Annotated in this window: 23 protein-coding genes and 1 pseudogene; 11 read left to right on the top strand and 13 right to left on the bottom strand. The window is 68.1% G+C overall.

The window, feature by feature from the left end:
* Nucleotides 1–54: 54 nt before the first annotated feature.
* From ARTB_RS11815 to ARTB_RS11800, 4 genes are all read right to left on the bottom strand, one after another.
* Nucleotides 55–726, bottom strand: coding sequence for a nucleotide exchange factor GrpE (locus tag ARTB_RS11815; protein WP_028275424.1), 672 nt, complete (start codon nt 724–726; stop codon nt 55–57).
* A gap of 2 nt (nt 727–728) precedes the next feature.
* Nucleotides 729–2,591, bottom strand: a complete 1,863-nt coding sequence (gene dnaK / locus ARTB_RS11810; protein WP_223915273.1) for a molecular chaperone DnaK — start codon at nt 2,589–2,591, stop codon at nt 729–731.
* A gap of 355 nt (nt 2,592–2,946) precedes the next feature.
* Nucleotides 2,947–3,423 (bottom strand): hypothetical protein, encoded by a 477-nt coding sequence (locus tag ARTB_RS11805; protein WP_243180597.1) that lies wholly within the window; start codon nt 3,421–3,423, stop codon nt 2,947–2,949.
* Nucleotides 3,424–3,514: 91 nt separating this feature from the next.
* Complete coding sequence (locus ARTB_RS11800) at nt 3,515–4,312, bottom strand: TetR/AcrR family transcriptional regulator (protein ID WP_243180596.1); 798 nt, start codon at nt 4,310–4,312, stop codon at nt 3,515–3,517.
* Between the two features lie 124 nt (nt 4,313–4,436).
* Between ARTB_RS11800 and ARTB_RS11795 the strand changes: the two are divergent.
* Nucleotides 4,437–5,301 (top strand): annotated as a pseudogene (locus ARTB_RS11795) (NAD-dependent epimerase/dehydratase family protein).
* Between the two features lie 25 nt (nt 5,302–5,326).
* Here the strand turns inward: ARTB_RS11795 and ARTB_RS11790 are convergent.
* Nucleotides 5,327–7,561 (bottom strand): MMPL family transporter, encoded by a 2,235-nt coding sequence (locus ARTB_RS11790; RefSeq protein ID WP_243180595.1) that lies wholly within the window; start codon nt 7,559–7,561, stop codon nt 5,327–5,329.
* A 226-nt stretch (nt 7,562–7,787) separates the two neighbouring features.
* On the opposite strand from ARTB_RS11790, the gene ARTB_RS11785 reads away from it, so the two are divergent.
* On the top strand, nt 7,788–8,348 hold the full coding sequence (locus tag ARTB_RS11785) for a MarR family winged helix-turn-helix transcriptional regulator (protein ID WP_243180594.1): 561 nt from the start codon (nt 7,788–7,790) through the stop codon (nt 8,346–8,348).
* Nucleotides 8,349–8,363: 15 nt separating this feature from the next.
* Here the strand turns inward: ARTB_RS11785 and ARTB_RS11780 are convergent, their stop codons facing one another.
* Nucleotides 8,364–9,728: an APC family permease gene (locus ARTB_RS11780; protein ID WP_243180593.1), complete on the bottom strand. Its 1,365-nt coding sequence runs from the start codon at nt 9,726–9,728 to the stop codon at nt 8,364–8,366.
* Between the two features lie 142 nt (nt 9,729–9,870).
* Between ARTB_RS11780 and ARTB_RS11775 the strand changes: the two genes are divergently transcribed.
* The 4 genes from ARTB_RS11775 (at nt 9,871) to ARTB_RS11760 (ending at nt 12,664) form a co-directional block, all read left to right on the top strand.
* Nucleotides 9,871–10,686: a methyltransferase domain-containing protein gene (locus tag ARTB_RS11775; protein ID WP_243180592.1), complete on the top strand. Its 816-nt coding sequence runs from the start codon at nt 9,871–9,873 to the stop codon at nt 10,684–10,686.
* 129 nt (nt 10,687–10,815) lie between these two features.
* A complete protein-coding gene (locus ARTB_RS11770; RefSeq protein ID WP_243180591.1) occupies nt 10,816–11,268 on the top strand; it encodes a hypothetical protein in 453 nt (150 codons plus the stop codon).
* A 171-nt stretch (nt 11,269–11,439) separates the two neighbouring features.
* Nucleotides 11,440–11,991, top strand: a complete 552-nt coding sequence (locus tag ARTB_RS11765; protein WP_243180590.1) for a dihydrofolate reductase family protein — start codon at nt 11,440–11,442, stop codon at nt 11,989–11,991.
* A gap of 49 nt (nt 11,992–12,040) precedes the next feature.
* Entirely contained in the window at nt 12,041–12,664 is a 624-nt protein-coding gene (locus tag ARTB_RS11760; protein ID WP_028275416.1) for a LysE family transporter, read from the top strand.
* Between the two features lie 37 nt (nt 12,665–12,701).
* Here ARTB_RS11760 and ARTB_RS11755 read toward each other — a convergent pair whose 3' ends face one another.
* Nucleotides 12,702–13,628, bottom strand: a complete 927-nt coding sequence (locus ARTB_RS11755; protein ID WP_028275415.1) for a PaaX family transcriptional regulator — start codon at nt 13,626–13,628, stop codon at nt 12,702–12,704.
* 200 nt (nt 13,629–13,828) lie between these two features.
* Here ARTB_RS11755 and ARTB_RS11750 point away from each other — a divergent pair, with 200 nt between their 5' ends.
* The 3 genes from ARTB_RS11750 to ARTB_RS11740 all read left to right on the top strand — a co-directional run bounded on the left by ARTB_RS11750 (nt 13,829) and on the right by ARTB_RS11740 (nt 17,566).
* Nucleotides 13,829–15,202, top strand: a complete 1,374-nt coding sequence (locus ARTB_RS11750; protein ID WP_243180589.1) for an MFS transporter — start codon at nt 13,829–13,831, stop codon at nt 15,200–15,202.
* Between the two features lie 127 nt (nt 15,203–15,329).
* The gene (locus ARTB_RS11745) at nt 15,330–17,087 is read left to right on the top strand and encodes a CocE/NonD family hydrolase (RefSeq protein WP_243180588.1); all 1,758 of its coding nucleotides are present in this window, start codon (nt 15,330–15,332) and stop codon (nt 17,085–17,087) included.
* Nucleotides 17,084–17,566, top strand: a complete 483-nt coding sequence (locus ARTB_RS11740; RefSeq protein ID WP_243180587.1) for a DUF3237 domain-containing protein — start codon at nt 17,084–17,086, stop codon at nt 17,564–17,566. The genes ARTB_RS11745 and ARTB_RS11740 overlap by 4 nt, the downstream gene beginning before the upstream one ends.
* Nucleotides 17,567–17,673: 107 nt before the next feature.
* On the opposite strand, the gene ARTB_RS11735 is transcribed toward ARTB_RS11740, so the two are convergent.
* The 6 genes from ARTB_RS11735 to ARTB_RS11710 all read right to left on the bottom strand — a co-directional run bounded on the left by ARTB_RS11735 (nt 17,674) and on the right by ARTB_RS11710 (nt 24,384).
* Nucleotides 17,674–19,293, bottom strand: a complete 1,620-nt coding sequence (locus ARTB_RS11735) for an acyl-CoA synthetase (protein ID WP_243180586.1) — start codon at nt 19,291–19,293, stop codon at nt 17,674–17,676.
* Between the two features lie 42 nt (nt 19,294–19,335).
* Complete coding sequence (locus tag ARTB_RS11730) at nt 19,336–20,715, bottom strand: MFS transporter (RefSeq protein ID WP_243180585.1); 1,380 nt, start codon at nt 20,713–20,715, stop codon at nt 19,336–19,338.
* Nucleotides 20,716–20,760: 45 nt separating this feature from the next.
* Nucleotides 20,761–21,216, bottom strand: coding sequence for a MaoC family dehydratase (locus tag ARTB_RS11725; protein ID WP_090952699.1), 456 nt, complete (start codon nt 21,214–21,216; stop codon nt 20,761–20,763).
* Nucleotides 21,217–21,301: 85 nt separating this feature from the next.
* Nucleotides 21,302–22,552: an acyl-CoA dehydrogenase family protein gene (locus tag ARTB_RS11720; RefSeq protein WP_243180584.1), complete on the bottom strand. Its 1,251-nt coding sequence runs from the start codon at nt 22,550–22,552 to the stop codon at nt 21,302–21,304.
* 1 nt (nt 22,553) lies between these two features.
* Nucleotides 22,554–23,447 (bottom strand): amidohydrolase family protein, encoded by an 894-nt coding sequence (locus ARTB_RS11715; RefSeq protein WP_243180583.1) that lies wholly within the window; start codon nt 23,445–23,447, stop codon nt 22,554–22,556.
* A gap of 1 nt (nt 23,448) precedes the next feature.
* The gene (locus tag ARTB_RS11710) at nt 23,449–24,384 is read right to left on the bottom strand and encodes an SDR family NAD(P)-dependent oxidoreductase (protein ID WP_243180582.1); all 936 of its coding nucleotides are present in this window, start codon (nt 24,382–24,384) and stop codon (nt 23,449–23,451) included.
* Between the two features lie 124 nt (nt 24,385–24,508).
* Between ARTB_RS11710 and ARTB_RS11705 the strand changes: the two genes are divergently transcribed.
* Both ARTB_RS11705 and ARTB_RS11700 read left to right on the top strand, forming a co-directional pair.
* Nucleotides 24,509–24,988 carry a MarR family winged helix-turn-helix transcriptional regulator gene (locus ARTB_RS11705; protein ID WP_028275406.1) on the top strand — a complete coding sequence of 160 codons (480 nt, stop codon included), beginning with the start codon at nt 24,509–24,511 and terminating at the stop codon, nt 24,986–24,988.
* A gap of 49 nt (nt 24,989–25,037) precedes the next feature.
* The gene (locus tag ARTB_RS11700) at nt 25,038–25,577 is read left to right on the top strand and encodes an NUDIX domain-containing protein (protein ID WP_243180581.1); all 540 of its coding nucleotides are present in this window, start codon (nt 25,038–25,040) and stop codon (nt 25,575–25,577) included.
* Nucleotides 25,578–25,649 lie beyond the last annotated feature (72 nt).

Raw genomic sequence — 25,649 nt, 5'->3', positions numbered from 1 at the left:
GAGGGCACCGCGAAGCGGGCACCGCCCCCTATCCGGCGGAGCGCCAGAGGCAACCTACGCCGGTACCGCCACGATCACCTGGGCCGCGCGGAGGACACGGTCGCCGGACTTGTAGCCCGAGCGCAGCACCTGGCTGACGGTGTCGATTTCGATATCCGTGCCGGGCTGCTGGATGAGGGCCTCGTGGATGGTCGGATCGAACTCCACGCCGGTCTCATCGATGCGGACCAGTCCGTACGTCTTCAGCGCAGCCTCCAGTTTGGCGGCGATCGCGGCGAAGGGGCCGTCCGCGAGGTCGCCGTGCTGGCGGGCGGCGTCGACGTCGTCCAGCACCGGGAGCAGGGAGTTCAGGACGCCGATGACGGCCATCTCCCCCGCCACGGCCCGGTCGCGTTCGACGCGCTTGCGGTAGTTGACGTACTCGGCCTGCAGCCGGCGGAGGTCATTCCTGAGCTCCTCCGCCGCGGCCGCGTCAACGCCCTGGGCTACAGATTCCGCGGCGGGCACCTCAACACTGTTGAGGATGTCCTCTGCCTGGGACAGGGCGTCCCCGGAGTCTGCCGCGGCAGCGGCGTGATCCTGGCCGGGGTGGCGGGCCTGGCCGGTCTTCGGATCAACCTTGCGGTTGTCGTGGATCACCGGCTTCTGCGGCTCGTTCTCCTGCTGTTCCGCGTCGCGCCGGCTCTCGGAAGAACCGTGCTCTTCTTCGTTACCGTGGTGCGGCATGATTACTTCTTCTCGTCTTCGTCAACGATTTCGGCGTCGACGATGTCCTCATCGGAACCGGCTGCCTGCTCGCCTGCGGGGGCACCCTCCGCGCCGGTGGCGCCGTCGGGGGATCCGGCGTGGGCATAGATGGCTTCGCCGAGCTTGCTCTGGGAAGCCTGCAGCTTCTCGAACGCGGTCTTCACGGCGGCGTCATCGGTGCCTTCGAGGGCCTTCTTGAGCGCGTCGACGTCGGCCTTGACCTCGGTCTTGACCTCTTCGGGCAGCTTGTCGGCGTTGTCAGCGATCAGCTTGTCCACGGAGTAGGCGAGCTGCTCGGCCGTGTTGCGGGTGTCGGTTGCCTCGCGGCGGGCCTTGTCCTCGGCTGCGTGCTCTTCGGCGTCGTGGACCATGCGGTCGATGTCTTCCTTGGACAGCGCGGTGCCGCCGGTGATGGTCATGGACTGTTCCTTGCCGGTGCCCTTGTCCTTCGCCGAAACGTGCACGATGCCGTTGGCGTCGATGTCGAAGGTGACCTCGACCTGCGGAACGCCGCGGGGGGCCGGCGCGATGCCGGTCAGTTCGAAGGTGCCCAGCGGCTTGTTGTCGCGGGTGAACTCGCGCTCGCCCTGGAAGACCTGGATGGCCACGGACGGCTGGTTGTCATCCGCGGTGGTGAAGGTTTCGCTCCGCTTGGTCGGGATGGCGGTGTTGCGCTCGATCAGGTGCGTCATGATGCCGCCCTTGGTTTCGATGCCAAGGGACAACGGGGTGACGTCGATCAGCAGCACGTCCTTGCGCTCGCCCTTGAGGACACCGGCCTGCAGGGCGGCGCCGACGGCGACGACCTCATCGGGGTTGACGCCCTTGTTGGGCTCCTTGCCGCCGGCCAGTTCCTTGACGAGGTCGTAGACGGCCGGCATGCGGGTGGAACCGCCGACGAGCACGATGTGGTCGATCTCGGAGAGCTTGATGCCGGCTTCCTTGATGACGTCCTGGAACGGCTTCTTGGTGCGGTCCAGCAGGTCCTTGGTGAGGTCCTGGAACTTGGCGCGGGTCAGCTGCTCGTCCAGGTGGACCGGGCCGTCGGGGGTGACGGACAGGTACTGGAGGGAAACGTTGGTGCTGGAGGAGGAGGAGAGTTCCTTCTTGGCCTGCTCCGCGGCTTCGCGGAGACGCTGCAGGGCGATCTTGTCCTTCGTGAGGTCGATGCCCTTGACCTTGAGCTGGTTCAGCAGGTATTCAACGACGCGCTGGTCCCAGTCGTCGCCGCCGAGGTGGTTGTCACCGGCGGTGGCGCGGACCTGGATGGTGGAGAAGTTGTCCTCATCCTTGCCGACCTCCAGGAGGGAGACGTCGAAGGTTCCGCCGCCGAGGTCGAAGACCAGGATGAGTTCGTCTTCCTTGCCCTTGTCCAGACCGTAGGCCAGGGCGGCCGCGGTGGGCTCGTTGACGATGCGCAGGACGTTCAGGCCGGCGATTTCTCCAGCCTCCTTGGTGGCCTGGCGCTGGGCGTCGTTGAAGTAGGCCGGCACGGTGACTACGGCGTCGGTGACCTTTTCACCGAGGTAGGACTCGGCGTCGTTCTTAAGCTTCATGAGGATACGGGCGGAAATTTCCTGCGCCGTGTACTTCTTGTCGTCAATGGCGACGGTCCAGTCAGTGCCCATGTGGCGCTTGACGGACGCGATGGTGCGGTCAATGTTGTTGACGGCCTGGCGCTTGGCGATCTCGCCGACCAGGACCTCGCCGGACTTGGAGAAGGCAACAACCGACGGCGTGGTGCGTCCACCCTCGGCGTTGGCAATGACGGTGGGCTCGCCACCTTCGAGAACGGAGACGACGGAGTTAGTGGTTCCGAGGTCAATACCTACTGCACGTGACATGGATTGTTTCCTTACTTCCTAGGAATCTTGCGGAGATGGCCGCGGACCCGCAGTGGCTCTAACCGCAAGGGCTCTAACCGCAACGGGTCCGACCGTTATTGAGCGATCTACACTCAACTTTACCCAGAGGGAGACATAAGTCAATTTCAAGTTGAGCGAAGTCGACTCAACTTTGCTTTTCCAGTCCCGCCCGCGGCAGCTCCCCGCCGCCTAAATTCCCCTCAATCCAGCCCTTCCGGCGCGTCCCGGGCGGCGTTTCGCCCTGCGCGAACCTGCACCCTGGGCGCAGGGGCGCAGACCATGGCAGGGGACCAGCCGGCACCCGCGCCGGCTGGTCCCGCCAGCTTTGGTCTCGTTAGTTGTCGCCCCGAGCGGCGTCGCCGTCGGCAGGCTCTCCCGTTGCAGGCCGGGCGGATCGCTCGGGACGGGACGTACCGGCGCTCCCGTAGTCACCTTCGGGGTATTCACCTTCCTCGGCGACGCCGGCCGACTCACCGGCGACGCCGGCGGGCTCACCTGAGACCCCGCCCTCGCCGTAGTCGCCCTCGGGATAGTCGCCTTCCACGTCGCCGACGACGGCAGCTCCGGCCACGCCGGCCTCGCCATAGTCCCCCGCCGCGTACTCCCCCTCGACGGCGGTGGGCGGGAGTTGGCCGGCCGTGCCGGCGGAGCCGTAGTCGCCCTCAACGTATTGCCCCTCAGGTGCCGCGGCCTCTGCCTCAACTTCCGCGGGACCGGCATCGACGTTCCGCGGCGCCGCTTCTCCGGGGACATTCTCTTCAGGCGTGTTCCCTGCCGGCCTGTTCTCTTCAGGCCTGGTCTCTTCAGACATGGATGGATCCTTCCTGGACGCATCTGGCGCGCCCGTGCGGGCGCAGGGGCAGTCTATCGAGCGCCACGGCAGGGCAACAGGGGAACCTGCTTTACCGGGCAGCGCCGGCCGCCGGCAGGCCCGCGACGTCGGCCAGCACCGCGAGGTGGTGGCCGAAGAGCTCCTCCCGGGCAGTGAACGTGCCTGGGCCGTACTGGCCGAAAACCTCGAAACTGACGGCGCCGAAGAGTGAGGTCCAGGCCAGTGCGCCGCGGGCCAGGAGGTCATCCGGCACCGCCAGGCCGAACTCGGCGCGGATTTTCGCCAGGTCCCCCGCCAGTCCGGCGGCCATGGCAGGACCCCGCCGGCCGGTCGCGGCGAGCCGCCCGGCCCGGAAGGCGCCGTCGAGGATTCCAATTAAGGCCGTAATCACCCTCGTCCCGGGGCCGGTGGTCCGCTCCGCCGGGGCCCGGTAACCGGGCACCGGACTGCCAAAGAGCAGGGCGTAGCGCGATGGCTCGCGCAGCGCCCAGTCCCGCACCGCGCCGCCCAGCGCCGCGAAGCGCCCGCCGAAGTCTTCCTCCGGCACGGCCCCGACGGCGGCATCCACCGCATCGCCAAGTTCGTTGTACGCATCAATCAGCAGAAGGGTCAGCAGCTCCTCGCGGCTCTCCACGTAGCGGTAGACCGCCGAAGAGACGACCCCGAGATCACGGGCCACGGCACGGAGGGACAGCGCGGCGGCCCCGTGCAGCGCCAGATGCTCCCGGCCCAGGCGGACGATATCGGCCTCCGTCTGGGCGCGGGCACGGTCGCGCGGGGTGCGCAGGCGCACCGCCGCCGGGGCCGCTCCGGCCGGGCCGGCCGCAACGCCGGAGTCTGTCGCGCCCGCAATCCTGTCCTCTGGCATGAGTCCAGCATTCCACATCCAAGAGCACTGTCAACAAATGTGAGCACTGCTCTTGACTTGTCGGCAGCGGCGTCGCATCCTGAATGGGAGAGCGCTGCTCTCGTTATTTGAAAAGGAGATCGGAATGTCCCAACCTGCACCCTCCGGGCACCAACCGTCCAGGCTCCACGTCGTCACAGGGGCCGGGCCGGTGGGCTGGACCGTCTCCGAACAGTTGGCAGCGGCGGGACACCGGGTGCGCCTCCTGACAAGGTCCGGCAGCGGACCCGCCCACACGCTGGTGGAACGAGTGTCGATCGACGTGTCCGAGCCCGCCCGGCTCGGCGAGGCCTTCCAGGGCGCCGCGGCCGTTTTTCACTGCATCCACGGCTCGCGGTACAACGCCGAGGTGTGGGCCAGGGAACTCCCGGCCGCCGAGCTGAATGTGCTCGCCGCGGCGGGCGCAGCGGGCGCCGTCGTGGTCTTCCCGGAAAGCCTGTACTCCTACAGCACCCCGGAAAACATCATGACCGAGGACAGCCCCCGGCAGGCGCAGGGCGGCAAGCGCGGAGTCCGGACCGCACTGCTCGCAGCCCGGGCGGCCTCCCCCACCGCCACCGTGAGCATGGTGGCCGGCGATTTCTTCGGGCCGCGGGTCCGCAACTCGCACGCCGGCGAGCGCATGGTCCGGCCCGTCGCGGCCGGCAAGCCAATGCAGGTGATCGGGCGGGCGGACCAGCCGCATTCCTTCACGTACGTTCCGGACCTCGCGGCCGCCATGATTGCGGCGGCTGACAGGCCTCAGGTGTGGAACCGGGTATGGCATGCGCCCACCGGACCTGCACTGACCCAGCGCGAGATCGCGGGGGCATTCGCCAAGGCGGCCGGCGCCCGGGCACCCCTTCGTCACGGATTCCATGGCGAGCCAGGCTGCCCTGGGGCTGACACCGACCCCGCTGGACGAGGCAGCCGCCGCCACCGTCGCCTGGTGGGGGGACCAGGGACAGTGACGGCGGCTGCGGTCTTCGGTTCCGCCTAGCGGACCCCGGCCTCCTCGTTTTCAGCCGGATCTGCCTTCGGATTTTCGGCGGGCAGCGTGGCCCGGGCGCCATCGCCGGCCACGGCCCCGCTCCCGGGCCGGCCGAGCTTGCCGGGCCACCAAAGCCGCGGGCCGATGTCGTAGGCCAGCGCGGGCACCAGCAGGGAACGGACCAGCACCGTGTCCAGCAGGACGCCGAACGCGACGATGAAGGCGAGCTGGACCAGGAACATGATCGGGATGACGCCGAGGGCCGCGAACGTGGCCGCCAGGACCACCCCGGCAGAGGTGATGACCCCGCCTGTCACTACGAGGCCGCGCAGGATGCCGGCCCGGGTGCCGTGCTTGAGGGATTCCTCCCGGACCCGGCTCATCAGGAAGATGTTGTAGTCGACGCCCAGTGCCACGAGGAAGACGAAGCCGAACAGGGGCACCGTCGCGTCCGCGCCCGGGAAGCCGAAGACATTGTTGAACACGAAGGCGGAGACGCCCATCGCCGCGGCATAGGACAGCACCACGGAGGCGACCAGCAGGACCGGCGCGAGCACCGAGCGCAGCAGCAGCATGAGGATGACCAGGATGACGCCCAGGACCACCGGGATGATGGTGACGAGGTCGCGCTGGGCAGTGGTGTTGGTATCCAGCGCCGTGGCCGTCACACCGCCGACCAGCACGCCGCTGTCTATCTTCTTCAGGTCCTGGCGGAGCGACACCACGGCGTTTTCGGCCTCGGCGGAGTCCGCGGCGTGGTTCAGCGTCGCGTTGATCAGGACCTTCCCGTCCCTGATTGCGGGGGCAGCCGGTGCGCCCGGGGCGCCGGTGATGACTGGGGCGCCGCCTTCGGCCAGCAGATAGGCGTCTCCGACGCCGTCGCTGGTCTGCAGTTTCGCCAGAACCTCTTGGGCGTTTGCCTCGTCGGCCACGATCACCGCGGGGCTGCCGGACCCGGCGTCGAAGTGCCGGCCCAGGGCATCCTGCCCGTCGACGGCGTTGGAGGCGGTGAGGATGACGTCGGTCTGGGCGACGCCGTTGGCTTTAAGCTGCAGGACGCCGGTAGCGGCTACCAGGAGCAGCAGCACCGAGGCGACCCAGACCGTGCGCGGCCGGCGGGATACGAGCGAACCGGTGGCCCGCCAGAGTCCCTTCTGGCCCTCGAGGCCGGTGACCAGTTCCGGTTCCCGATCGGTTTCCGGGAGCAGCTTGGGCCTGAACGGCCAGAACGCGGCCCGGCCCAGCAGTGCCATCAGGGCCGGCAGCAGGGTCAGGGCGGCGAAGAGCGCGCAGAGGATGCCCGCCGCCGCCACCGGGCCGAGGGCCTTGTTGGAGTTGAGGTCGGAGAACAGCAGGCAAAGCAGCGCGATGATTACGGTGGCGCCAGAGGCCAGGATCGGTTCCCAGGCCGCCTTCCATGCGGTGACGGCGGCGGCCGTCCGGTTGGTGGTGTGGGTCAGGGCTTCGCGGAACCGGGCCACATACAGCAGTGCGTAGTCGGTGGCTGCGCCGATGACCAGGATGGACAAAATGCCCTGGCTCTGGCCGTTCAACTGGATCCAACCGGCCTTGGCCATGCCGAACACCAGCAGGATCGCGGCGCACAGCGCGAAGACCGAGGTGAACAGCACCATGACGGGCAGCAGCAGGGAGCGGTAGACAATCAGCAGGATCAGGAACACGGCGCCCAGGGCCACGAGCAGCAGGATGCCGTCAATGCCGGCAAAGGCACTCACAAGGTCCGCGGTGAGCCCGGCCGGTCCGGTGACGAAGGTCTGCATTCCGGCCGGCGCGGACGCCCGGACCTCGTTGCGCAGTTCTTTGACCACCGTTTTCACTTCCGCCGAGGAAGCAATGGGCACCACGAACTGGACTGCCTTGGCGTCCTCGGAGGGGATGGGACCGATCACCGTGCTCCCGGCCTGCAGGGCCTCCAGCTTGCCCTTGAGGGCCGCGGTCTCGCGGAGCTGGGCCGGAGTGAAAGCGGAGTCACTCTCAACCACGATCACTGCCGGGATCTCCTTGGAGTCCCTGAACTTGGCCTGCCAGTCCGCGGCCTCGGTGGCCTCGGCTCCGGCGGGAAGGAACGATGCCTGGTCATTGGATGACACCTCGCTCAGGCGGCCGAATGTAGGGCCGCCGACGCCGGCGATGGCCAGCCAGGCCAGGACGAGCACTGCGGGGACCAGCCAGCGCAGCCAGAACGGGACACGGGTCGCCGCGGACGAAGTCGTTTTCATGTTTCCTTCCAGGGTGCGCCTCGGAGTGGGAGCAGAGATCAACTCCATAGTAGACTATCTCCATCATAGAGATAACCCATCGGCCGGGGCACCGGAGGAGAATAGAGACAGCCGGCGTCAGGCCGCTGCGCAGACCCTGCAGTAGACTCCCGAAGGCGCCGTCGACAGCGCCGACCTGCCGCGGTCAGACCGCCGGGGCAGGATCAAGGGACGAAGGAGGTCCGCCGTGTCAGCCGAATCCCCGGGCCTATCCGAAGACGCGGCCTCGCCCAGGAACACAGTCCCGCCCGAAGCCGCCGGTCCGCCGCCCCTCGTCCGGCTCCTGCAGGAATTCACCCTCGAAGCCAACCGCTATGTGGACTCCGCCGGCGGCCGCAATGACATGCACCGCACGGACCTCAACGCCCTCGCCGTCATCATGCGGCACGCGGCGCGGGACCAGATTGTCACTCCAGGGGTGCTGAGGAAAGAGCTGAACCTCAGCTCCCCGGCCACCACCGCACTGATCGACCGGCTCCACAGTTCCGGCCACGTGGTCCGTGAGCGCGAGGGCGCTGACCGCCGCCAGGTGCAGCTGCGCATGACGCCCAAGGCCTACCGGGACGGCGGCGCAATGTTCCTGCCGCTGGCCCGCCATATGGGTGCAGCCATGGCGAACTTCACGCCGGAGGAACTGGAGATCGTCACCCGGTTCATGAACTCCATGATCGATGCCACTGTCCGGGCGGGCGAGGAAGCGGCCCGCGGCCCCGGGCCGGAGCAAGCGCCGGGGCAGCGCCCCGGCTGAATCGCGGCCCGGACGTCACGGATGGGCGGCGGTTTGCGGCCGGCGACCGGGGAGCGCCTCCGCCAGTGCAGAAGGCGCCGTTTCCGGCATCGTTTCCTGTTCTGGGGTCCCGCCAAAGCGCCTGCCGACGCCGACGGCGGCCGCTGCCAGTGCCAGCGGAACCCCCAGCGCCCAGCCGCTGAAGATCAGGACGGCCACCATGACCCCGGCCGCCACGATTACGCCGTACCAGGCAACGGTCCGCGGCTGCAGCAGCCGGATGCCGGCCGCCAGCCCAAACGCGGTGACGGCCGTGAAACACGCCGAGGCCGCGCCGATCTGGAACTGCATGTCGGTGAGTCCGGCGACGGCGGCAGCGAAGGACAGCAAGGTCAGGACGGCCAGAGTTGCCAGGCTTGCGGCGGGTACCTGTCCCCGCCCGGCACCGCGTGCAAGCGCGGGCGGCAGCACGCCGTCGGACGCCAGAGCAGCCCCGAGCCGGCTGGCCCCGGCCACGAAGGTGTTGATGGGGCCGAACGTCAAAACCGCCGCCGCAACCGCGGTGAGCGGGGCCGCCAATGAGCCCAGCCCTTTCTCCAGCAACGCCGCGACGGGCACCGCAGTAGCGGGCAGTTCCGGGCCGAGGACGGCCACCGAGGCGGCGACAACGCCAATGTAGACCGCGCCCACCACAATCAGCGTGAGCCACGTGGCCCGTCGGAGATCGCGCCCGGGGTTCCGGAACTCACCGGCCAGGTGCGAGACGGCTTCCCAGCCGGCGAAGCAGAAGAACAGCAGGCTCGCGGCACCGCCGACCGCCCAGTAGCCGTGCGGGGCGAAGGGCTGGAAATTTTCCGAATTGGCGTGCGGTGCCGCGAGCACGACGGCGAGCGCGAGCAGTGCCACCAGCAGCACCATGAGCGCCAGTTGCATGCGGCTGGAAACCCTGATGCCGACGGCGTTGCTCGCGAAGGCGGCCAGCAGGATCACCGCCGCCGCGAGGACTGCGGTGTCCCGGCCGCCGCCGGCGGCGTGGGCGATGTAGTTGCCGCCGATCACGGCCGTAGCCGGGGCGCCGAAGGGGATCGAAAAGTAGAAGAGGTACCCGGCCACCACCGAGGCGCGGCGACCAAAGGCACGCTTGACGAAGTGGGCGATCCCGCCGGCGTCGGGCTGCTGGCGGCTCATTTCGGCGAAGCTGAAGGCAACGGGAACGCAGAACACCAGCAGGACGGCCCAGGCCAGGAGCGACGCCGGGCCGGCCTCCTTGGCTGCGATGGCGGGAAGCACCAGGACACCCGAGCCCAGGATCGCGCCGACATAGATTCCGGTGGCCTGGAACAGGCCCAGTCCGTTGCCGGCGCCGCTGCCGCTGCCGTCATTTTTTCTGTTGACTTTCACCCCTCCATTCATCCGTAGAATCACCGGCGCCGGAAGCGGCAAAACTGACGGCCACCCGCAAAAAACTGCCTGCCGCCGCGCGCCTGCTGACCCGCAGTCGGGGGTCCACCCTTTTCCGGGCGAGGGAGGGTAGCGTTCCATTATGAGTGCGCAGCAGCCTGACGATGTGTACACGCACGGCCACCACGAGTCGGTGGTCCGTGCCCATGCCTCCCGCACGGCGGAAAACTCGGCAGCGTTCGTGCTCCCGCATCTGATGCCCGGGACCTCCGTCCTCGACGTCGGCTGTGGGCCTGGCAGCATCACCTGCGACTTCGCGGAGCTGGTGGCGCCGGGCAGGGTCACAGGCTTGGACCGCTCCCCCGACATCATCGCCCAGGCCGCGGCCCTCGCCGTCGAGCGCGGCGTGGACAATGTCGGCTTTGCCGCCGGCAACATCTACGACCTCGACTTCCCGGACGAATCCTTCGACGTCGTCCACGCCCATCAGGTCCTCCAGCACCTCACGGACCCGGTCGCGGCGCTGCGGGAGATGCGCCGGGCGGCCAAGGCAGGCGGGATTGTGGCGGTGCGCGACGCCGACTTCCACGGCATGAGCTGGTACCCGGCCATCCCCGAGCTCGACGACTGGATGGAGCTCTACCAGCGAATCGCCCGTCGCAATGGCGCCGAGCCCGACGCCGGCCGCCGGCTCGTGTCCTGGGCGCAGGCCGCCGGCTTCACGGATGTGGCGCCGTCCAGCAGCAACTGGCTCTACGCCACTGGGCATGAGCGGCGGTGGCAGGCCCGGGTGTGGGGCGAGCGGGTGCTGCATTCGTCCTTTGCCGACCAGGCGCTCGAGTACGGCCTGGCCAGCGAGGCGGACCTGGCCCGGATTTCCGCGGGCTGGCACCGGTGGGGCTCCACCGACGACGGCTGGTTCCTGATTCCCAACGGCGAGGTCATCGCCCGGGCGTGAGCGGCGGCCAGCGGTCACAGCACCGGCACAGCCCGCCGAAAGTGCAGCCATAACTCCGCGCCTGAGGCTGGGTACAGGCCGAATCCTCGGCCGGCCCGGAAGCCCGGGCCCCAGCAAAGGAGTTTCACCATGGCAAAGATCAACAAGACCACCGCGGGCATCATGCTCGCTGCGGTGATCGGCGGCGGCGCCATCGGCGCATCGGCCATCCCCGCGATGGCTGCCGATTCCACCGGCAGCTCGTCCTCGACCCGGGCCACCGACGGCTACGGCACCGGGGGCCAGCGCGGCCCGCACCAGGCCAACGGAAAGACCGAGGAGGTCCTCACCGGCGACACCGCCACGAAGGTCGAGGCGGCGGTAAAGGCCGCCCAGCCGGATGCGACGATCGAGCGGATGGAGACCGACGCCGACGGCGCCACCTACGAAGCCCACATCACGAAGGCGGACGGCACGCGCGCCACTGTCCTGCTGGATGCGAACTTCACGGTGACCGCAACCCAGGAAGGCCAGGGCGGCCCCGGCGGCGGCCATGGCGGCCCCGGGGACACCGCCACGGATGGCTACACGTCCAACGGCTAACCCTTAGCGGGTCTTGGGCGCGCCCTTGCACGCCCAAGGCCCGCGATCCTGGCGGCACGGCCGGCCTCCGGGGCATTCACCGTCGAGTACCCGGCAGCCATTCCCTGCTTCCGGGTCTGCGGATAGGGTGCATTAGACATCTGCACTGGAGACCACGGCAAGGAGAAACCCATGCGCAAATTGACGGCCGGCCTTTTCTGCTCTGTGGACGGCGTGGTTGAAGACCCGTTCAAGTGGCAATTCGACAGCTTCGACGAGGAGCTCGGCGCCGGGATGGGCGAGATGATGGGCCGGATCGACACTGCGCTCCTCGGCCGCGTGGGCTACGAGCAATGGGCAGAATACTGGCCCAACGCCGAAAGCGACGCGGACTTTGCCGGATTCATCAATCCGCTGCCGAAATTTGTCGCGTCCCGGACCCTGACAGGCGAGCTGGAATGGCAAAATTCACGCCTGATCGAGGGCCCGCTGGAAGACTTCGTCGCGGCCCTGAAGAACAGTGACGGCGGCGAAATCGGGATCTTCAGCAGCATTTCGCTGGTCCACCAGTTACTGTTCGCCGGGCTGCTCGACACCTTGATGCTGATCGTCCATCCCGTGATCGCCGGCAGCGGGCGGCGGCTGTTCAACGACGGCGATGCCCTCACCCGGCTGGAGCTGCAGTCGTCCCAGCAGACCAGCAAAGGCAACATGATTCTCAGCTACGGCCTCCGCCGCGACTGACTCCCGTCATCAATCGGACCCGCCACGGCCGGGACCGTAAACTTACCTGGTGCAACCCTCCCTTTGGCTGGCCCTGGCCGGCGCCGGCGTCCTGATCAGCTTCACTCCCGGCGCGGGCGCCATCAACACCATGAGCAACTCCCTGAACTCGGGATTCCGACGGTCCCTCTGGGGCATCCTGGGCCAGCAGGCCGCCCTCGTGGTGCACATCCTGATCGTGGCGCTCGGCGTCGGGGTGCTCGTGGCGAGCTCACCGGTTGCCTTCAACGTGATCCGCTACGCCGGCGCCGCCTACCTGGTCTACCTTGGCATCCGGCAGTTCCTGCACAAACCGGACCTGGACCAGGAGAAGGCCGCGGCCCTGCGCAACGAGCCGGGCCTGTCCATGTTCCGCCGTGGCCTCTGGGTCAATCTGCTCAACCCCAAAGCCGTGGTCTTCTTCCTGGCCTTCATGCCGCAGTTCATCCGGCCGGAGCAGCCGCTGCTGCCGCAGTACGTGGTCCTGGCCGCCACCGTGATCGTGATCGACGTCCTGGTCATGTGGTTCTTCTTCGCGGCTGCGGCCCGGTCCTTCCAGCGCTTCACCCGCGACGCCCGCGGACAAAAGGTCCTGAACCGGACGTTCGGCGGGCTCTTCGTCGGCGTCGGCGTCCTCCTGGCCGCAATCCACTAGGCACCGCGGCCGCCGGCGTCCCGGCACCGGCGGCAGGTCAGAGCCCGGGCGCCACCGACAACGCCTGCGCCGTTCCCGCCAGTTCGGGAGCTTCCCGGGCCACGATTTCCTCGACGTAGGCAGTGGCAGCGTCCGCGAGCCCGTCGTAGAGGCGGACAAGGAGTTCCCTGGCCTCGGTCCGCGGCCAGGCTTCCGGCAGGAGCTCGGCGGGAAGATCAGGGTCGCTCCACGGGAACGCCCGCCAGGCGTCCATCAGCTCGGTCCTGGCCCTGAAGGCCTCCGCCGGGCTGACCGTTCCGGCGTCGAGGCGTTCGGCCCAGGGCGTGAATTTTTCGGTAAACGGCCGGTATTGTTCCCTGAACTCCTGCGGTGACCAGGCCTCGACGAGCCGCTTGCCGCGGAGGCTCGATTCAGCGGTGCGGAAGATGACGTAGTCGTCCACGCCGTAGCCCTTGCAGGTTTCTTCGAGTTCCTCGGCGTGGTCCCGCGGAGACACCCACAGCGCCCCGAACAGCGGCGCGAATCCGCGCCAACGCAGGCGTGAGCGGAACATTTCGCGGACATCCCGCGACGTCTCCGGAATCGAAAACGCGATGACGGTCCAGTGGCCGTCCCATTGGCGGGACTGTTCGCCGAAGACGGAGACCTGCTCGAGGCCGTGGCGGAGCCGGTTGCGCGCCCCCGGGGTGATCCGGTAGCGCGACGTTCGCCCTGCACTGGACTGTTCGAGTACGCCCCGGGACGCCAGGCGGCTCAACGCCGTCGCCGACGCCGAGGCCGTGATTCCCAGGCCCGCGGCCAGGGCGGCGATGAGCCGGGACGGCAGCCATGCCTCGCTCTTGAACCAGTAGTCAACCAGCAGGGTGAGCAGCTGGTGCTGGGTGGACGGCCCCTTCAAAGGCCGCGGAAAGTCGATGGCCAGGTCCGGGTCCATGCCGGGCAGGGAGGCCGGCCGCTCGCTCATCACGCCTCCATCATGCCAGTCACATCCGCCATCATTTTATTTTGCACTTAGATTGACGGACGCCAGTTTAAGTGCATACTATTGCACCAGAGTGACGGAGGCCACAGCCGACCCCGCCCGCCCTGCTCAGCATGCGAGCCCAAGATCTTCCCCCAGCCCCACCTTTCGCGCCATATCCCTGCCCACCTAGGAGATCCGCAATGACCGCTGGTCCCATCGTTCCGCCGACGCCGTTGACGCCGCCCGCGGACCAGGCCCGCCCCGTTTCCGCCGAGGGAACCAAACATGCCCGCCGCGCCGCCACCGCCAGCTTCATCGGCAGCACCCTGGAGTACTACGACTTCTTCATCTACGGTTCGGCATCCGCCCTGATTTTCAACAAGATCTTTTTCCCCGGCATCGATCCCGCTCTCGGCACCATCCTGTCCATGGCCACCATCGGCATCGGCTACGTCATCCGCCCCCTCGCGGCCAGCGTGATCGGCCATTTTGGCGACCGCATGGGACGGCGCCAGATGCTGGTCCTGACGCTCGTGGTGATGGGCGTGGCCACCTTCCTCATCGGCTGCCTGCCGCCGGCCTCCGTCATCGGCGCGGCCGCCCCGGTCCTCCTGGTCGTCCTGCGCGCGCTTCAGGGCGCCTCCGCGGCCGGCGAATCAGTCGGCGCCGTCACCATGACCATGGAACATGCGCCCAGCAATAAGCGGGCCTTCTACAGCAGCTGGGTCAACACCGGCGCCGTGGCCGGGATCATGCTCGCCTCCCTGGCCTTCCTGGCTGTGTCCCTCCTGCCGCAGGAGGACCTGCTCAGCTGGGGATGGCGGCTGCCGTTCCTCGCCAGCATCCTGGTGGTCGCCGTCGGGCTCTGGATCCGCCTCCGGTTGCCCGAATCCGAGGTGTTCGAAGCCGCGAAGGAAGCGGAAACCGAGGAGGAACTGCCCATCAAGGTGGTTCTCCGCGACCACTGGCGCACTATCGTCAAAGTCATCTTCTTTGGGCTCTGGAGCGTGGTGTCGTCGGTCTTCGCGGCCTTCGGGCTGGCCTACGCCACCGGAAAATTCGGGATCCCGTCCGCCGCCATGCTCGGGGTCACCATCGCCACGGCCGCCCTGGGCATCATCGCCCAGCCCTACGCCGGCATCCTCGCGGACCGGATCGGCCGCAAGCCGGTCTTCATCACCGGCAACATCATTTGCGCCGCGGCCGCCTTCGCCTACTTCTGGTCCATCAGCACCGCGTCCATCCCGCTGATCTTCGCCAGCGGCATCCTGTTCATGACCGTGGGCTACGGGATGGTCAACCCGCTGGGCCCGGCCATGACGGCCGAAATGTTCCCCACGAAGATCCGCTACTCCGGCGCCGCCACGGCCTCGCAGCTGGGGCTCGTCGTCACCGGTTTCGCGCCGGCCATCGCCGCGGCCATCGTACAGCCCGGCCCCACCGGATGGATTCCCGTGGCCGCCTTCACCGCGGCCTGCTGCCTTGCCTCGGCAGCCGTCACCGCAATCTGGGTCAAGGAAACCTACAACGTCCCCACCGAGGCGCTGGGGACCAGGGAATCCGCGAACGCTTAAATCCTGATCCCAGGACAAAAGCGGAGGGGAACGGCCGGGTGATTCTCGGCCGTTCCCCTCCCGTCGTGAACAACCCACAGCCCTCGAACACCCACACGCCCTGAACACGCCAGTGAGGAAACCTTCCGTGACACCGAGCCCCGCGCTAAAGCCTGTGCTGATTGAACAAGACATCGAAACCCGGATGCCGGATGGCACCATCCTGCGATCCACGGTGTACCGGCCAGCGGACGGGGAACCGTGCCCGGTGCTGCTGACCAGGACGCCCTACGGCCGTGACCTCTCCGTCAACTCCGCCTACTTCAACCCCGTAACCGTCGCGGCGGCGGGCTACGTGGTCATCATGCAGGACTGCCGCGGGCGCTTCGGCTCCGACGGGGTTTTCGACCCGTCCGCCAATGAAGCGTCCGACGGCGCCGCGACCGTCGAGTGGGCCGCACTGCTGCCGTACTCCAATGGTGCCGTGGGGATGTGGGGCCGATCGTACTTCGCGGAGACCCAGTGGCGGGCGGCGTCCCTCGCCCCGAAGGGGCTCGCTGCCCTCTCCCCCGGCATTTCCGCCGGAGCCAACGCCAACAACGGTTCCCTGTACCGCGGCGGGGCCTACGAGCTCGGCAGCCGGCTGAGCTGGGGCCATGCCTCTGTCTCGGCCAGCGAGCTCCTCCGCGAATATGCGGACGACCCGGAACGGCAGGGCAAGGAATTACAGGCGTGGCTGGATCTGGACCGCTCATTTTCCGACGGCAGCGCCTTCGACACCCTGCCGCTGCGGGATCTCTCGGCACAGCTTGGCACATTCATGAACCGCCATGTCCTCCCCTCGGCCGGGGAGTCGCCGGGCAACAGCTTCACGCGCCTGTGGGACGAAGCATCCAGCAAGCCGGTGCCGTTGCCGACGCTGCACATCGGCGGCTGGTTCGATATCTTCTGCCCCAGCACCCTCTCCCAGTACTCGATGCAGCTCGAACACAGCAAAACGGGGGCCGCGCCCGCGCCCCGGCTTATCGTGGGCCCCTGGACCCACACGAACTTCTCCGCCGGCTACCCGGATGTGCACTTCGGGGTGAACGCTGCCGGGGGCATGATGAACGGCCTGGGGGATCTTTCCGGGCTCCAGACGGCCTGGTTCGATTCCGTCCTCAAGGGCGAGCCGGAGCGGCTGCGGCAGGTGCCGCCGGTCCTGCTGTACTTCATGGGCGAAAACCAGTGGCGCGGTTTTGAGGAGCTGCCTTCGCCGCGCAGCCACCGCGCCTGGTTCCTCGGCGCGGACGGGACGCTGCAGGACACGCCGGGATCCGGCGGTTCCGGCGGCTACGACTCCGACCCCCTGGACCCGGTCCCCGCCGCGGGCGGCGCCACCATGATCCACGGGGTGTACCCCGCAGGCCCGGCCGCGCAGCACGCCGTGGAGGCCCGCGCCGACGTCCTGACCTTTACGGCAGAGGCGTTCGAGGAGCCGGTCACCCTGTTCGGCGAGGTCAGCGCCACGTTCTTCGCGGCCTCCACCGCCGTGGACACAGACTTCGTGGTGCGGCTCTGCCGGGTCACTCCAGATGGGACATCCCTGGGCATTGCCGACGGCATAGTCCGCGCGTCCTGGCGGGACAGCTATGCGGGCACAGGGCTGTGGGAAGCCGGCCACGAGCCCTCCCCGATCGAACCCGGCCGGCCGTACGAATACACGGTCAGTCTCTGGCAGACGGCCTGCACCTTTGCCCCCGGCGAGCGGCTCCGCGTCCAGGTCACCTCCAGCTGCCACCCGCGCTGGGACCGGAACCTCAACACGGGCAAGCTGGCCTATGACTCCGCCGAGACACTCGTTGCCCGGCAGTCCATCCTGTTCGGCGAGGGCCACCCCAGCCGGCTGACGGCTGGAATCCTGTGACGGCGCCCTCGCCTGGAGCCCCGGAAGCACCCGGGCTGACCTTCCTTGCGGAACTCTCCGTCACCGTCGCCGAGCCGATCGACGTCGGGCCAACACCGGAAGGCCACCGGCGCGTCATCCCGATCACCGGCGGAACGGTCAGCGGGCCGGTCCTGAACGGGCGGGTCCTCCCGGGCGGCGCGGACTACCAGCTCCTCCGGAGCGCCACGCTGACGGAGCTGGACGCCCGGTACGTCCTGGAAACCGACGACGGCGAGCGGATCTTCGTGCACAACACCGCTCTCCGGCACGGCTCGGCCCGGGACATCGAGCTGTTGAACTCCGGCTCCGCCGTCGACCCTTCAAAGATCTACTTCCGCTGCTGGCCACGGCTCACCACTGCCTCCCCCGCCCTGGACTGGCTGAACACCCGCCTCATGCTCGGGTCGGGCGAACGGCGGCCCGGCCGGGTGGTCATCAGGATCTTCACGGTCGATTAGCGGCCGCCCGGCCGGCCGGGCACAGGCAGGACCGGGGCTGCTTCACCGCAGCCCCGGTCTTTCCGTGTGCTTCCTACGCTCGTGCCAAAAGCGTCCCCGCTCCCCTGTCAGACGGGGCCGGGCGCCAGCTTCCGAAGGTCCGCCTTCCGGATCTTGCCGCTCGCTGTCCGGGGCATCTCGTCCACGAAGACGACGGACTTGGGGATCTTGTACCTCGCCAGCCGGCCCTCCAGGTGGGAGCGCAGCTGTTCTTCCGTGAGCCGGGCGCCCTCCCGCAGCAGCACCACGGCCCGCGGCACCTCGCCCCATTTCTCGTCCGGCATCCCTATCACCGCGACGCTTCCGACGGCGTCGAGCTCGGCGATGGCCTGCTCCACCTCGGCCGGGTAGATGTTCTCCCCGCCGGAAATGATCATGTCCTTGAGCCGGTCGGAGATGAACACGAAACCGTCCGGGTCCTTGTAGCCCATGTCACCGGATTTGAACCAGCCGTCCGCTGTGTAGGAATCCGCGGAGGCCCCGGGCCGGTTCCAGTACTGGTGGATGACGTTGGGACCCTTGATCTGGAGCTCCCCCACCGTTGCGGGCGCAGCGGGCCCGGACGCCGGGTCGAGGGGATCGGCCACCCGGACATCGGTGAAGAAATGCGGCAGTCCGGAGGACCCGGCCTTGTCCCGGGACCTCGCCGCCGGCAGCGTGGTGGCGCCCGGGGCCGTCTCGGTCATGCCGTAGCCGTTGGAGAAGCGCAACCCCCTCCGCTCGTAGGCTTCCAGGACCCGCATCGGCACCGCGGACCCGCCGCAGGTCAGTTTGTTCAACGAGCTGAGGTCCGTGGCGTCCCAGTCCGGGTGCTCGCACAGCATCTGGTACGTCGTGGGCACCCCGCTGATGGTGGTTGCGTGGTGCTGCTGGACCAGCTCGAGCGTCCGGCGGGGATCGAACTTGGCCTCCAATATCACGGTGCCGCCTTTGAGGAGCGTGGGCAGGACGCCCATGTCCAGGGAGGCGACGTGGAACATCGGGGAGATCATGAGGGCCACGTCGGTGGAGGCAAAGTCGAAATCGACCAGAACGTTGACGCAGTTCCACGTGATGTTGCCGTGGGTCAGGAGCGCGCCTTTGGGGTTTCCGGTGGTTCCGGAGGTGTAGAGGATCATGGCGGCGTCGTCCAGGCCCACGGGCTCGTCCGGCGCCAGCGCCGCACCGGACGCAATGACGGCCTCATACGCCTCCACGGCGGTTCCCCGGCCAGCACCGCCGTTGGCCCCGCCGTCGGGAACCGTTGAATCGGGCAGCATTGAATCGGGAACTGTTTTGGCTGGCACTGTCGACTCGTCGACGACGATCCGCGAACCCACAGCGGTCTCCGCCGAGCCGCGTTCCGCAAGCACCGCGAGCGCCGCCGAATGGACCAGCAGGACAGCGCCGCTGTCCCGGAGCTGGAACTGGATCTCGGGCGGGGCAAGCCGGGTGTTCAGCGGGACGAAGACCGCCCCGGCCAGGCCGGCGGCGAAGAGGGTCTCCAGGAAGGAGGGATCGTTTTCGCCCAGGTAGGCCACCCTGTCGCCCTTGACTACGCCGCGGTCCCGGAAGGCGTTCGCGAGCCGGGCGGAACGGTCCGCGAGCTCGATGTAGCTGAGACTGCGTTCCCCGGCGATGATTGCGGTCTTGGTGCCCGACTTCGGGCGGCGCCGTTGCAGCCACGAGCCGATGCCAAAATTCTCCACGGAAAATCCTTTCTAGTTAGACGGTAGCGCCAGCGGGCCGGCTTAGGACCGGACAGCCTGCAGATCGTTGTTCTTGGGCTCTCGCGTCAGCAGGATGAAGACGATCGACACGACGGACATGATGGCCAGGTACCAGACCACGGCGGCGGTGTCCTGTCCGGAGTCCTTGAAGATCTGCGCCACGATGCCCGGCGTGAATCCCGCGCCGAGGAGCGTGGCGAGCTGGTAGCCCAGCGAGGCGCCGGTGTAGCGCGAGGTGGTGCCGAACTGCTCGGACACGAACGCTGCGAGCGGGCCGAACAGGGTGGAATGGATCATGAGGCCCACGGCGAAGGCCACGAAGATCAGCCCGATGTTGTTGGAGGACAGGAGCTGGAACATCGGTGTGAGGTAAAGGATGAAGAGCACCAGGCCGCCGACCATGACGGGCCGCCGGCCCAGCTTGTCGGAGAGCCGGCCGCCCATGATCACGAAGGCGATGGACACGAAGGAGGCGGCCGCGAAGGCGTAGAGCACGCCCTGCCGGTCCGCGCCCTTGGACACGGCGTAGGTCACGGAGAACGTGGCCAGCACCACCTGGAGGGCAAACCCGGCCGCGCCGGCCAGCATGGTGAAGATCAGAGTCTTGGGCCGGCGCAGGACCTGCAGGAGCGGAATCTCCCGGCGCGCCGACGCGCTGCCCGGCACCGTCGGCTGGGTGTTGTCCCGTTCGGCATGTTCCCGTTCGGCTTTCTCTTGTTCCAGTGCCGCCTTGAAGATGGGGCTTTCGGAGACCTTGAGCCGGACGAACATGCCGATGCCCAGCAGGACGAAGGACAGCAGGAACGGCACGCGCCAGCCCCAGGCCAGGAACTGTTCGTTGGGCAGGGCCGCGAACGCGCCCATGACCAGGGTGCCCAGCACCGCGCCGGTGGGGGCGCCGGCGTTGACGAACGAGGCCGCGAAGCCGCGCTTGCCCGATTCCGAATGCTCCAGCGCCATGAGGGCGGCGCCGCCCCACTCCCCTCCGACGGCGATGCCCTGGCAGACCCGAAGGATGACGAGCATCACGGCACCCCAGGCTCCGGCTACCGCGGCCCCGGGCACCAGTCCGATCAGGGTGGAGGCGATGCCCATGACCAGCATCGAGACAATCAGCATGTTCTTGCGTCCCAGCCGGTCGCCGAAGTGGCCGAAGATGATGCCGCCGAGGGGCCGCGCCACGTAGCCGGCGGCGAACGTCCCGTACGCGGCCACCACCCCCACCCATTCATCCGCGCCGGAGAAGAACACCTTGGGAAAGACCACCGCGGCGGCCGTGGCATAGAGCAGGAAGTCGTAATACTCGATGGTGCTGCCGAGATAGCTGGAGGCGATGACGGTCCGTGCTTCACGGCGACGCGTACCCGCGTCCATGGCCTGCAACTGCGAAATTTGGGACATCGTTGTTCCTTATGGCAGAGGGGGATGGTGAAGGGGTGTGGCGGTTTACTTGTAGAAGCGGGCGAGGAACTCGGCCACGACGGCCGGGCGTTCCTGACCTTCGATCTCGATCGTGTTGGCGACCTTGATCTGGGCGCCGCCCTTGACCTCGGTGACTTCCGCGATGGTGGCCCGCATGCGGATGCGTGAACCCACCTTGACGGGGGAGGTGAAGCGGACCTTGTCGAGGCCGTAGTTGACCTTGGTGGTGACGCCGTCGACGTCGAACAGCTCGCCCCAGAACGGGATGATGAGCGAGAGGGTGAGGAAGCCGTGGGCGATCGGGGCTCCGAAGGGGCCGTCCTTGGCGCGTTCCGGGTCCACGTGGATCCACTGGTCGTCGCCCGTGGCGTCGGCGAATTTGTTGATTTGTTCCTGGGTGATTTCGCGGTAGTCGGTGGCGCCGAGGTCGGTGCCGGCGAGGGTGAGGAGTTTGTCGAAGTCGACGACGAGGTTGGGCATCTTGGCTCCTGGAGCGGTTGGGTTTGGGTGTCCGACGACGGCGGAACGCCGTCAGCGGGTGAAGAGCGTCAGTGGGTGAAGAGCGTCAGTGGGTGAAGGCGCTGTGGCCGGTGAGGGCCCGGCCGACGATCAGGGCGTTGATCTCGTGGGTCCCCTCGTAGGAGTAGACGGCTTCGGCATCGGCATGGAACCGTGCGACGTCGGCCGCGAGCATGATGCCGTTGCCGCCCACCACTTCGCGGGCCAGCGCCACGGTCTCGCGCATCAGCAGGGAGGTCTGCATCTTGGCCAGGGCCGAGTCCTGGTCCCGGTAGATGCCCTTCTCCTGCTGTTCAGTCAGCCGGACCACCAGGGACAGCGCCGAGGTGACGTTGCCGAGCATCCGGGCGAGCTTTTCCTGGACGAGCTGGAAGGACGCGAGCGGGCGGCCGAACTGCCGGCGCCCGGAGACGTAGCGCAGCGCGGCTTCGAAAGCTCCTGCCGCGATGCCGGCTGCGATCCAGGCGACGTCCGAGCGCATGGCCCGCAGCATCGCCGCCACGTCCCGGAACGAGTTCACGTTGTGGAGCCGCCTGGCCTCGGGGACGCGGACGCCGTCGAGGGTGATGTGGGCGTTCTGCATCATCCGCAGCGCAGTCTTGCCGTGGATCTTCTCCAGGGTCACTCCGGCCGCCTCACGGTCCACGAGGAAAGCCTTGACCTGGCCGTCGGCGACGTCGCGGGCGAAGACGGCCAGGACGTCGGCCGTTGCCGCGCCGCCGATCCAGCGCTTGGCGCCGTCCAGGACCCAGGTGTCGCCGTCCGGGCCAGCCTCACACCCCTTTTCCCTGCGGGCCGTCGTCGCGAGTCCGCCGGCGATGTCGGAGCCGGATTCCGGCTCGGTCAGCGAGAAGACGCCCTTGAGCGAGAAGTCGATGACCCTGGGCATCCAGTCGGCCTGCTGTTCCGCGGAGGCGCCGACCCGGATGGCGGTCCGGAACAGCCCGGCCTGGGCCGTGTACCAGGTGGCCAGCGAGGCGTCCGTGCGGGCGAGTTCGAAGATCCGGAAGCCCTGGTAGATGCCCCGGGCAGGCGTCTGACCCGCACCCGGGACGCCGGTCAGTTCCGCCGGTTCCATGAGGTCCAGATCGATCAGCGGCCGGGCGAGCTGGTCCGGGAACTCGCCGCGCTCCCAGTAGTCGGCCAGGAGCGGGCGGGCCTGGGTGTCCAGGAACTCCCGCAGCCGCCCCAGCACTTTCCGCTCCCCGTCGGTGAGGAGGGATTCGGCGTCGTAGTAGTCGCAGACGCTGTAGAGGCGCTCCTGGGCTGTTGTCTGGGGCGCGGTTTCGACGGGCATCTCAGCCACCGAGCCCGAGCAGGCGGACGGCGTTGTGCTTGAGGATCTTGGGCCGGACCTCGTCCTTCAGCGGCAGGTCCGCGAAGGCGCCCAGCCATTTCTGCGGGGTGATGAGCGGGAAGTCGGTGCCGAACAGGACCTTGTCCTGCAGGACCGAGTTGGCCATCCGGACCAGGGACTCCGGGAAGTACTTCGGGGACCAGCCGGAGAGGTCGATGAACACGTTGGCCTTGTGCGTGGCGATCGAGTTGGCCTCGTCCTGCCACGGCACCGAGGGGTGGGCCATGATGATTTGCAGCTCCGGGAAGTCCGCGGCCACGGCGTCGAGCAGGAGCGGGTTGGAGTAGGCCAGTTTGATGCCGTATCCGCCCGGGAGCCCGGCCCCCATGCCGTTCTGTCCCGTGTGGAAGATGCCCGGCAGGCCCAGTTCCTGGAGGGTTTCCCAGAGCGGGTAGAACTGCTCGTTGGAGGGGTCGAAGCCCTGCAGGCTCGGGTGGAACTTGAACCCGCGCGCGCCGAGGTCGATTGCCTGGTGCTTGGCGCCCTGGATCGCCTCGGCGCCGGTGCGGGGGTCCACGCTCCCGAAGGGGATCAGGACGTCGTTGTTCCGCGCCGCCCCGGCAATGAGGTCCGGGATGCTGTTGGGCTCGTGCTTGAGCTGGGTCCGGGCGTCGACGGTGAAGACGACGGCGGCCATGTTCAGTTCGCGGTAGACCTCGGCGATCCGGTCCAGCGAAGGGCTGCGGTCCTCGGCCTTGAAGTACTTGGCGGAGGCCTCGGTCAGGGCCGCCGGAAGGGACTCGTGGCCGTGGCCGTCCACTTCGAGGTGGACGTGCATGTCGATCGCATCGAGTGAGGCGGCGTCGATGCCGGGTTCGTAGCGCCGGGCAGCCATCTCAGCGGACCTCGGCCGGTTCGGGCTGCAGTTCCGCCGGCAGCGGCAGGAAGTCCTCGCCCACGCTTTGCAGCTTGTCCCCGAAGAGCGCGCCGAAGTTTTCCACGAGATCCTGGTAGCCCCAGCCGCCCTCGCGGTATTCGGTGGCGGCGGCGTCGGGGTGGGTCCAGAGTTGCAGCCGGTCACCGCCCGCTCCGATTGCCTGGCCGGTGACGCCGGCGGCAGCGTCGGAGGCCAGGAAGGCCACCAGCCCGGCGACGTCGCCGGCCGTGCCAAACCCGAGGTCGTGGCGGAAGAAGGCCGGCATCGCCTCGCCGCGTTCGTCGGCCTCGACGGCCTTCTGGAAGTACGGGACGGTCTTGGTCATGGCGGTGGCGGCCACGGGAATGACGGCGTTGGCGGTGACGCCGGCCTTCTTCATTTCCAGCGCCCAGGTGCGGACCATGCCCACGATTCCGGCCTTCGCGGCGGCATAGTTGGTCTGTCCGAAGTTGCCGCGCTGGCCCGTCGGGGAGCCGATGGTGATGATGCGGCCGGGAATGCCGTGCTCCTTGAAGTAGCCGAAGGCCTCCCGGGCGCAGGTGAAGGTGCCGCGCAGGTGGACGTTGATCACGGCGTCGAAGTCCTCGTCCGTCATCTTCAGCAGGCTCTTGTCCCGCAGGATGCCGGCGTTGGTGACCAGGATGTCCAGCCGGCCGAACTCGGTGACGGCTGCCTGCACGAGCCTCTTGGCGACGTCGGAGCTGCCCACCGGGGCGACGACGGCGGCTGCGCGGCCGCCGTCGGACTGAATCGTCCGGACAGCGTCGGCGGCGACCTCGGCGTCCACATCGTTGACGACGACCGCGGCGCCCTGGCGGGCCAGTTCCCGGGCGTAGGCCAGGCCGAGGCCCCGTCCGCTTCCGGTGACGATTGCTACTTTTCCTGACAGGCTCATTGCCGCTCCTTTGCTAGCTGCCTTGTGCATCCGGCCCCGCGGCGTGGGATGCTGTTCTGTATCCATGAAAATATGGATAGTTGAAAAAGTCAACGATTTATTTTTTGGACTATTGGAGTTGGGCATGGCGACCGAAGTTGACGACGGGCCGGGCACCGAGCCTGCGGAGAAGCTCACGGCGGCAACCATCAGCCTGGACGCGGGCTTCCTGCTGGCCAAGCTGCATGCCGGCGGGTCGGTCCTGAACAACCGCGCCCTGGCCGCGTTCGACCTCAAGGAGCGCTCCTACTCGGTGCTCGCCCTGGCCAACAGCGGGCTGGAACCAACCCAGCGGGAGATGGCCGAGTTCCTCAGCCTGGACCCGAGCCAGATTGTCGCCCTGATCGACGAGCTGGAGAAGCGCGGGCTGGTGATCCGGGCGCCCGGGAAGCTGGACCGGCGCGCCAAGATTGTTTCCTCGACCCCGGAGGGGGAAGCCCTCTTCCGGCGGGCCGAGGCCGCGGCGCGGGACGCAGAATCCGCCGCCCTGGCCGGCCTCAGCGCCCCGGAGATCGCGACACTCAAGGGGTTGCTCCGCAAGGCACTGTGGGGGCCGGCAGCCTGATCGCGGCCGCTCAAGCACTGAGGGAATACCCTTGGGGCAGGAGGGAGCCATGACCGTTCGCAGCGCAGGCCTTCTGCTGTACCGGCTAAGGAGTGCGTCCCCGCCCGGCGGGGCGCCGCCATCCGGCAGCGCACCGCAGCTCGAGCTCTGGATAGCCCACATGGGCGGCCCGTTCTGGGCCCGCAAGGACGCCCGCGGCTGGTCCATCCCCAAGGGAGAATACCTCGCCGACGAGGACCCCCTGGCGGCCGCGCACCGCGAGTTCGCGGAGGAAATCGGCACACCGGCACCCGCCGCCGAGTACCATCGGCTCGGCGACTTCCGCCAGCCCTCCGGCAAGATCATCACGGTCTTCACGGCGGAAGCGGACTTCCAGCCCGAACGCATCGTGAGCAACACCTTCGAGCTGGAGTGGCCGAGGGGATCGGGCACAATCGGAAGCTTCCCCGAGATCGACCGCGCGGAATGGACCGCCGAGCCCGCAGCCCGGTCCAGGCTGGTCAAGGGCCAGCTGCCGGTCCTCGACGCGCTGGTCCGGCACCTTGGACTCGACCCGGCCGAACCCGCGCCCGGGCATGACAATAAGTAAAAGTCAGTTGACATCTTTTGTAATACTTCGCGGGGGCCAGCTAGCCAAGAGGCCCGGGATCGTTCATGCTTA

Origin of the sequence: Arthrobacter humicola (genome assembly GCF_022803015.1) — a bacterium.
Lineage (GTDB): Bacteria > Actinomycetota > Actinomycetes > Actinomycetales > Micrococcaceae > Arthrobacter > Arthrobacter humicola_A.
Note: the sequence above shows the minus strand (reverse complement) of the source record. Positions and strands in the feature narration are given on the sequence as shown.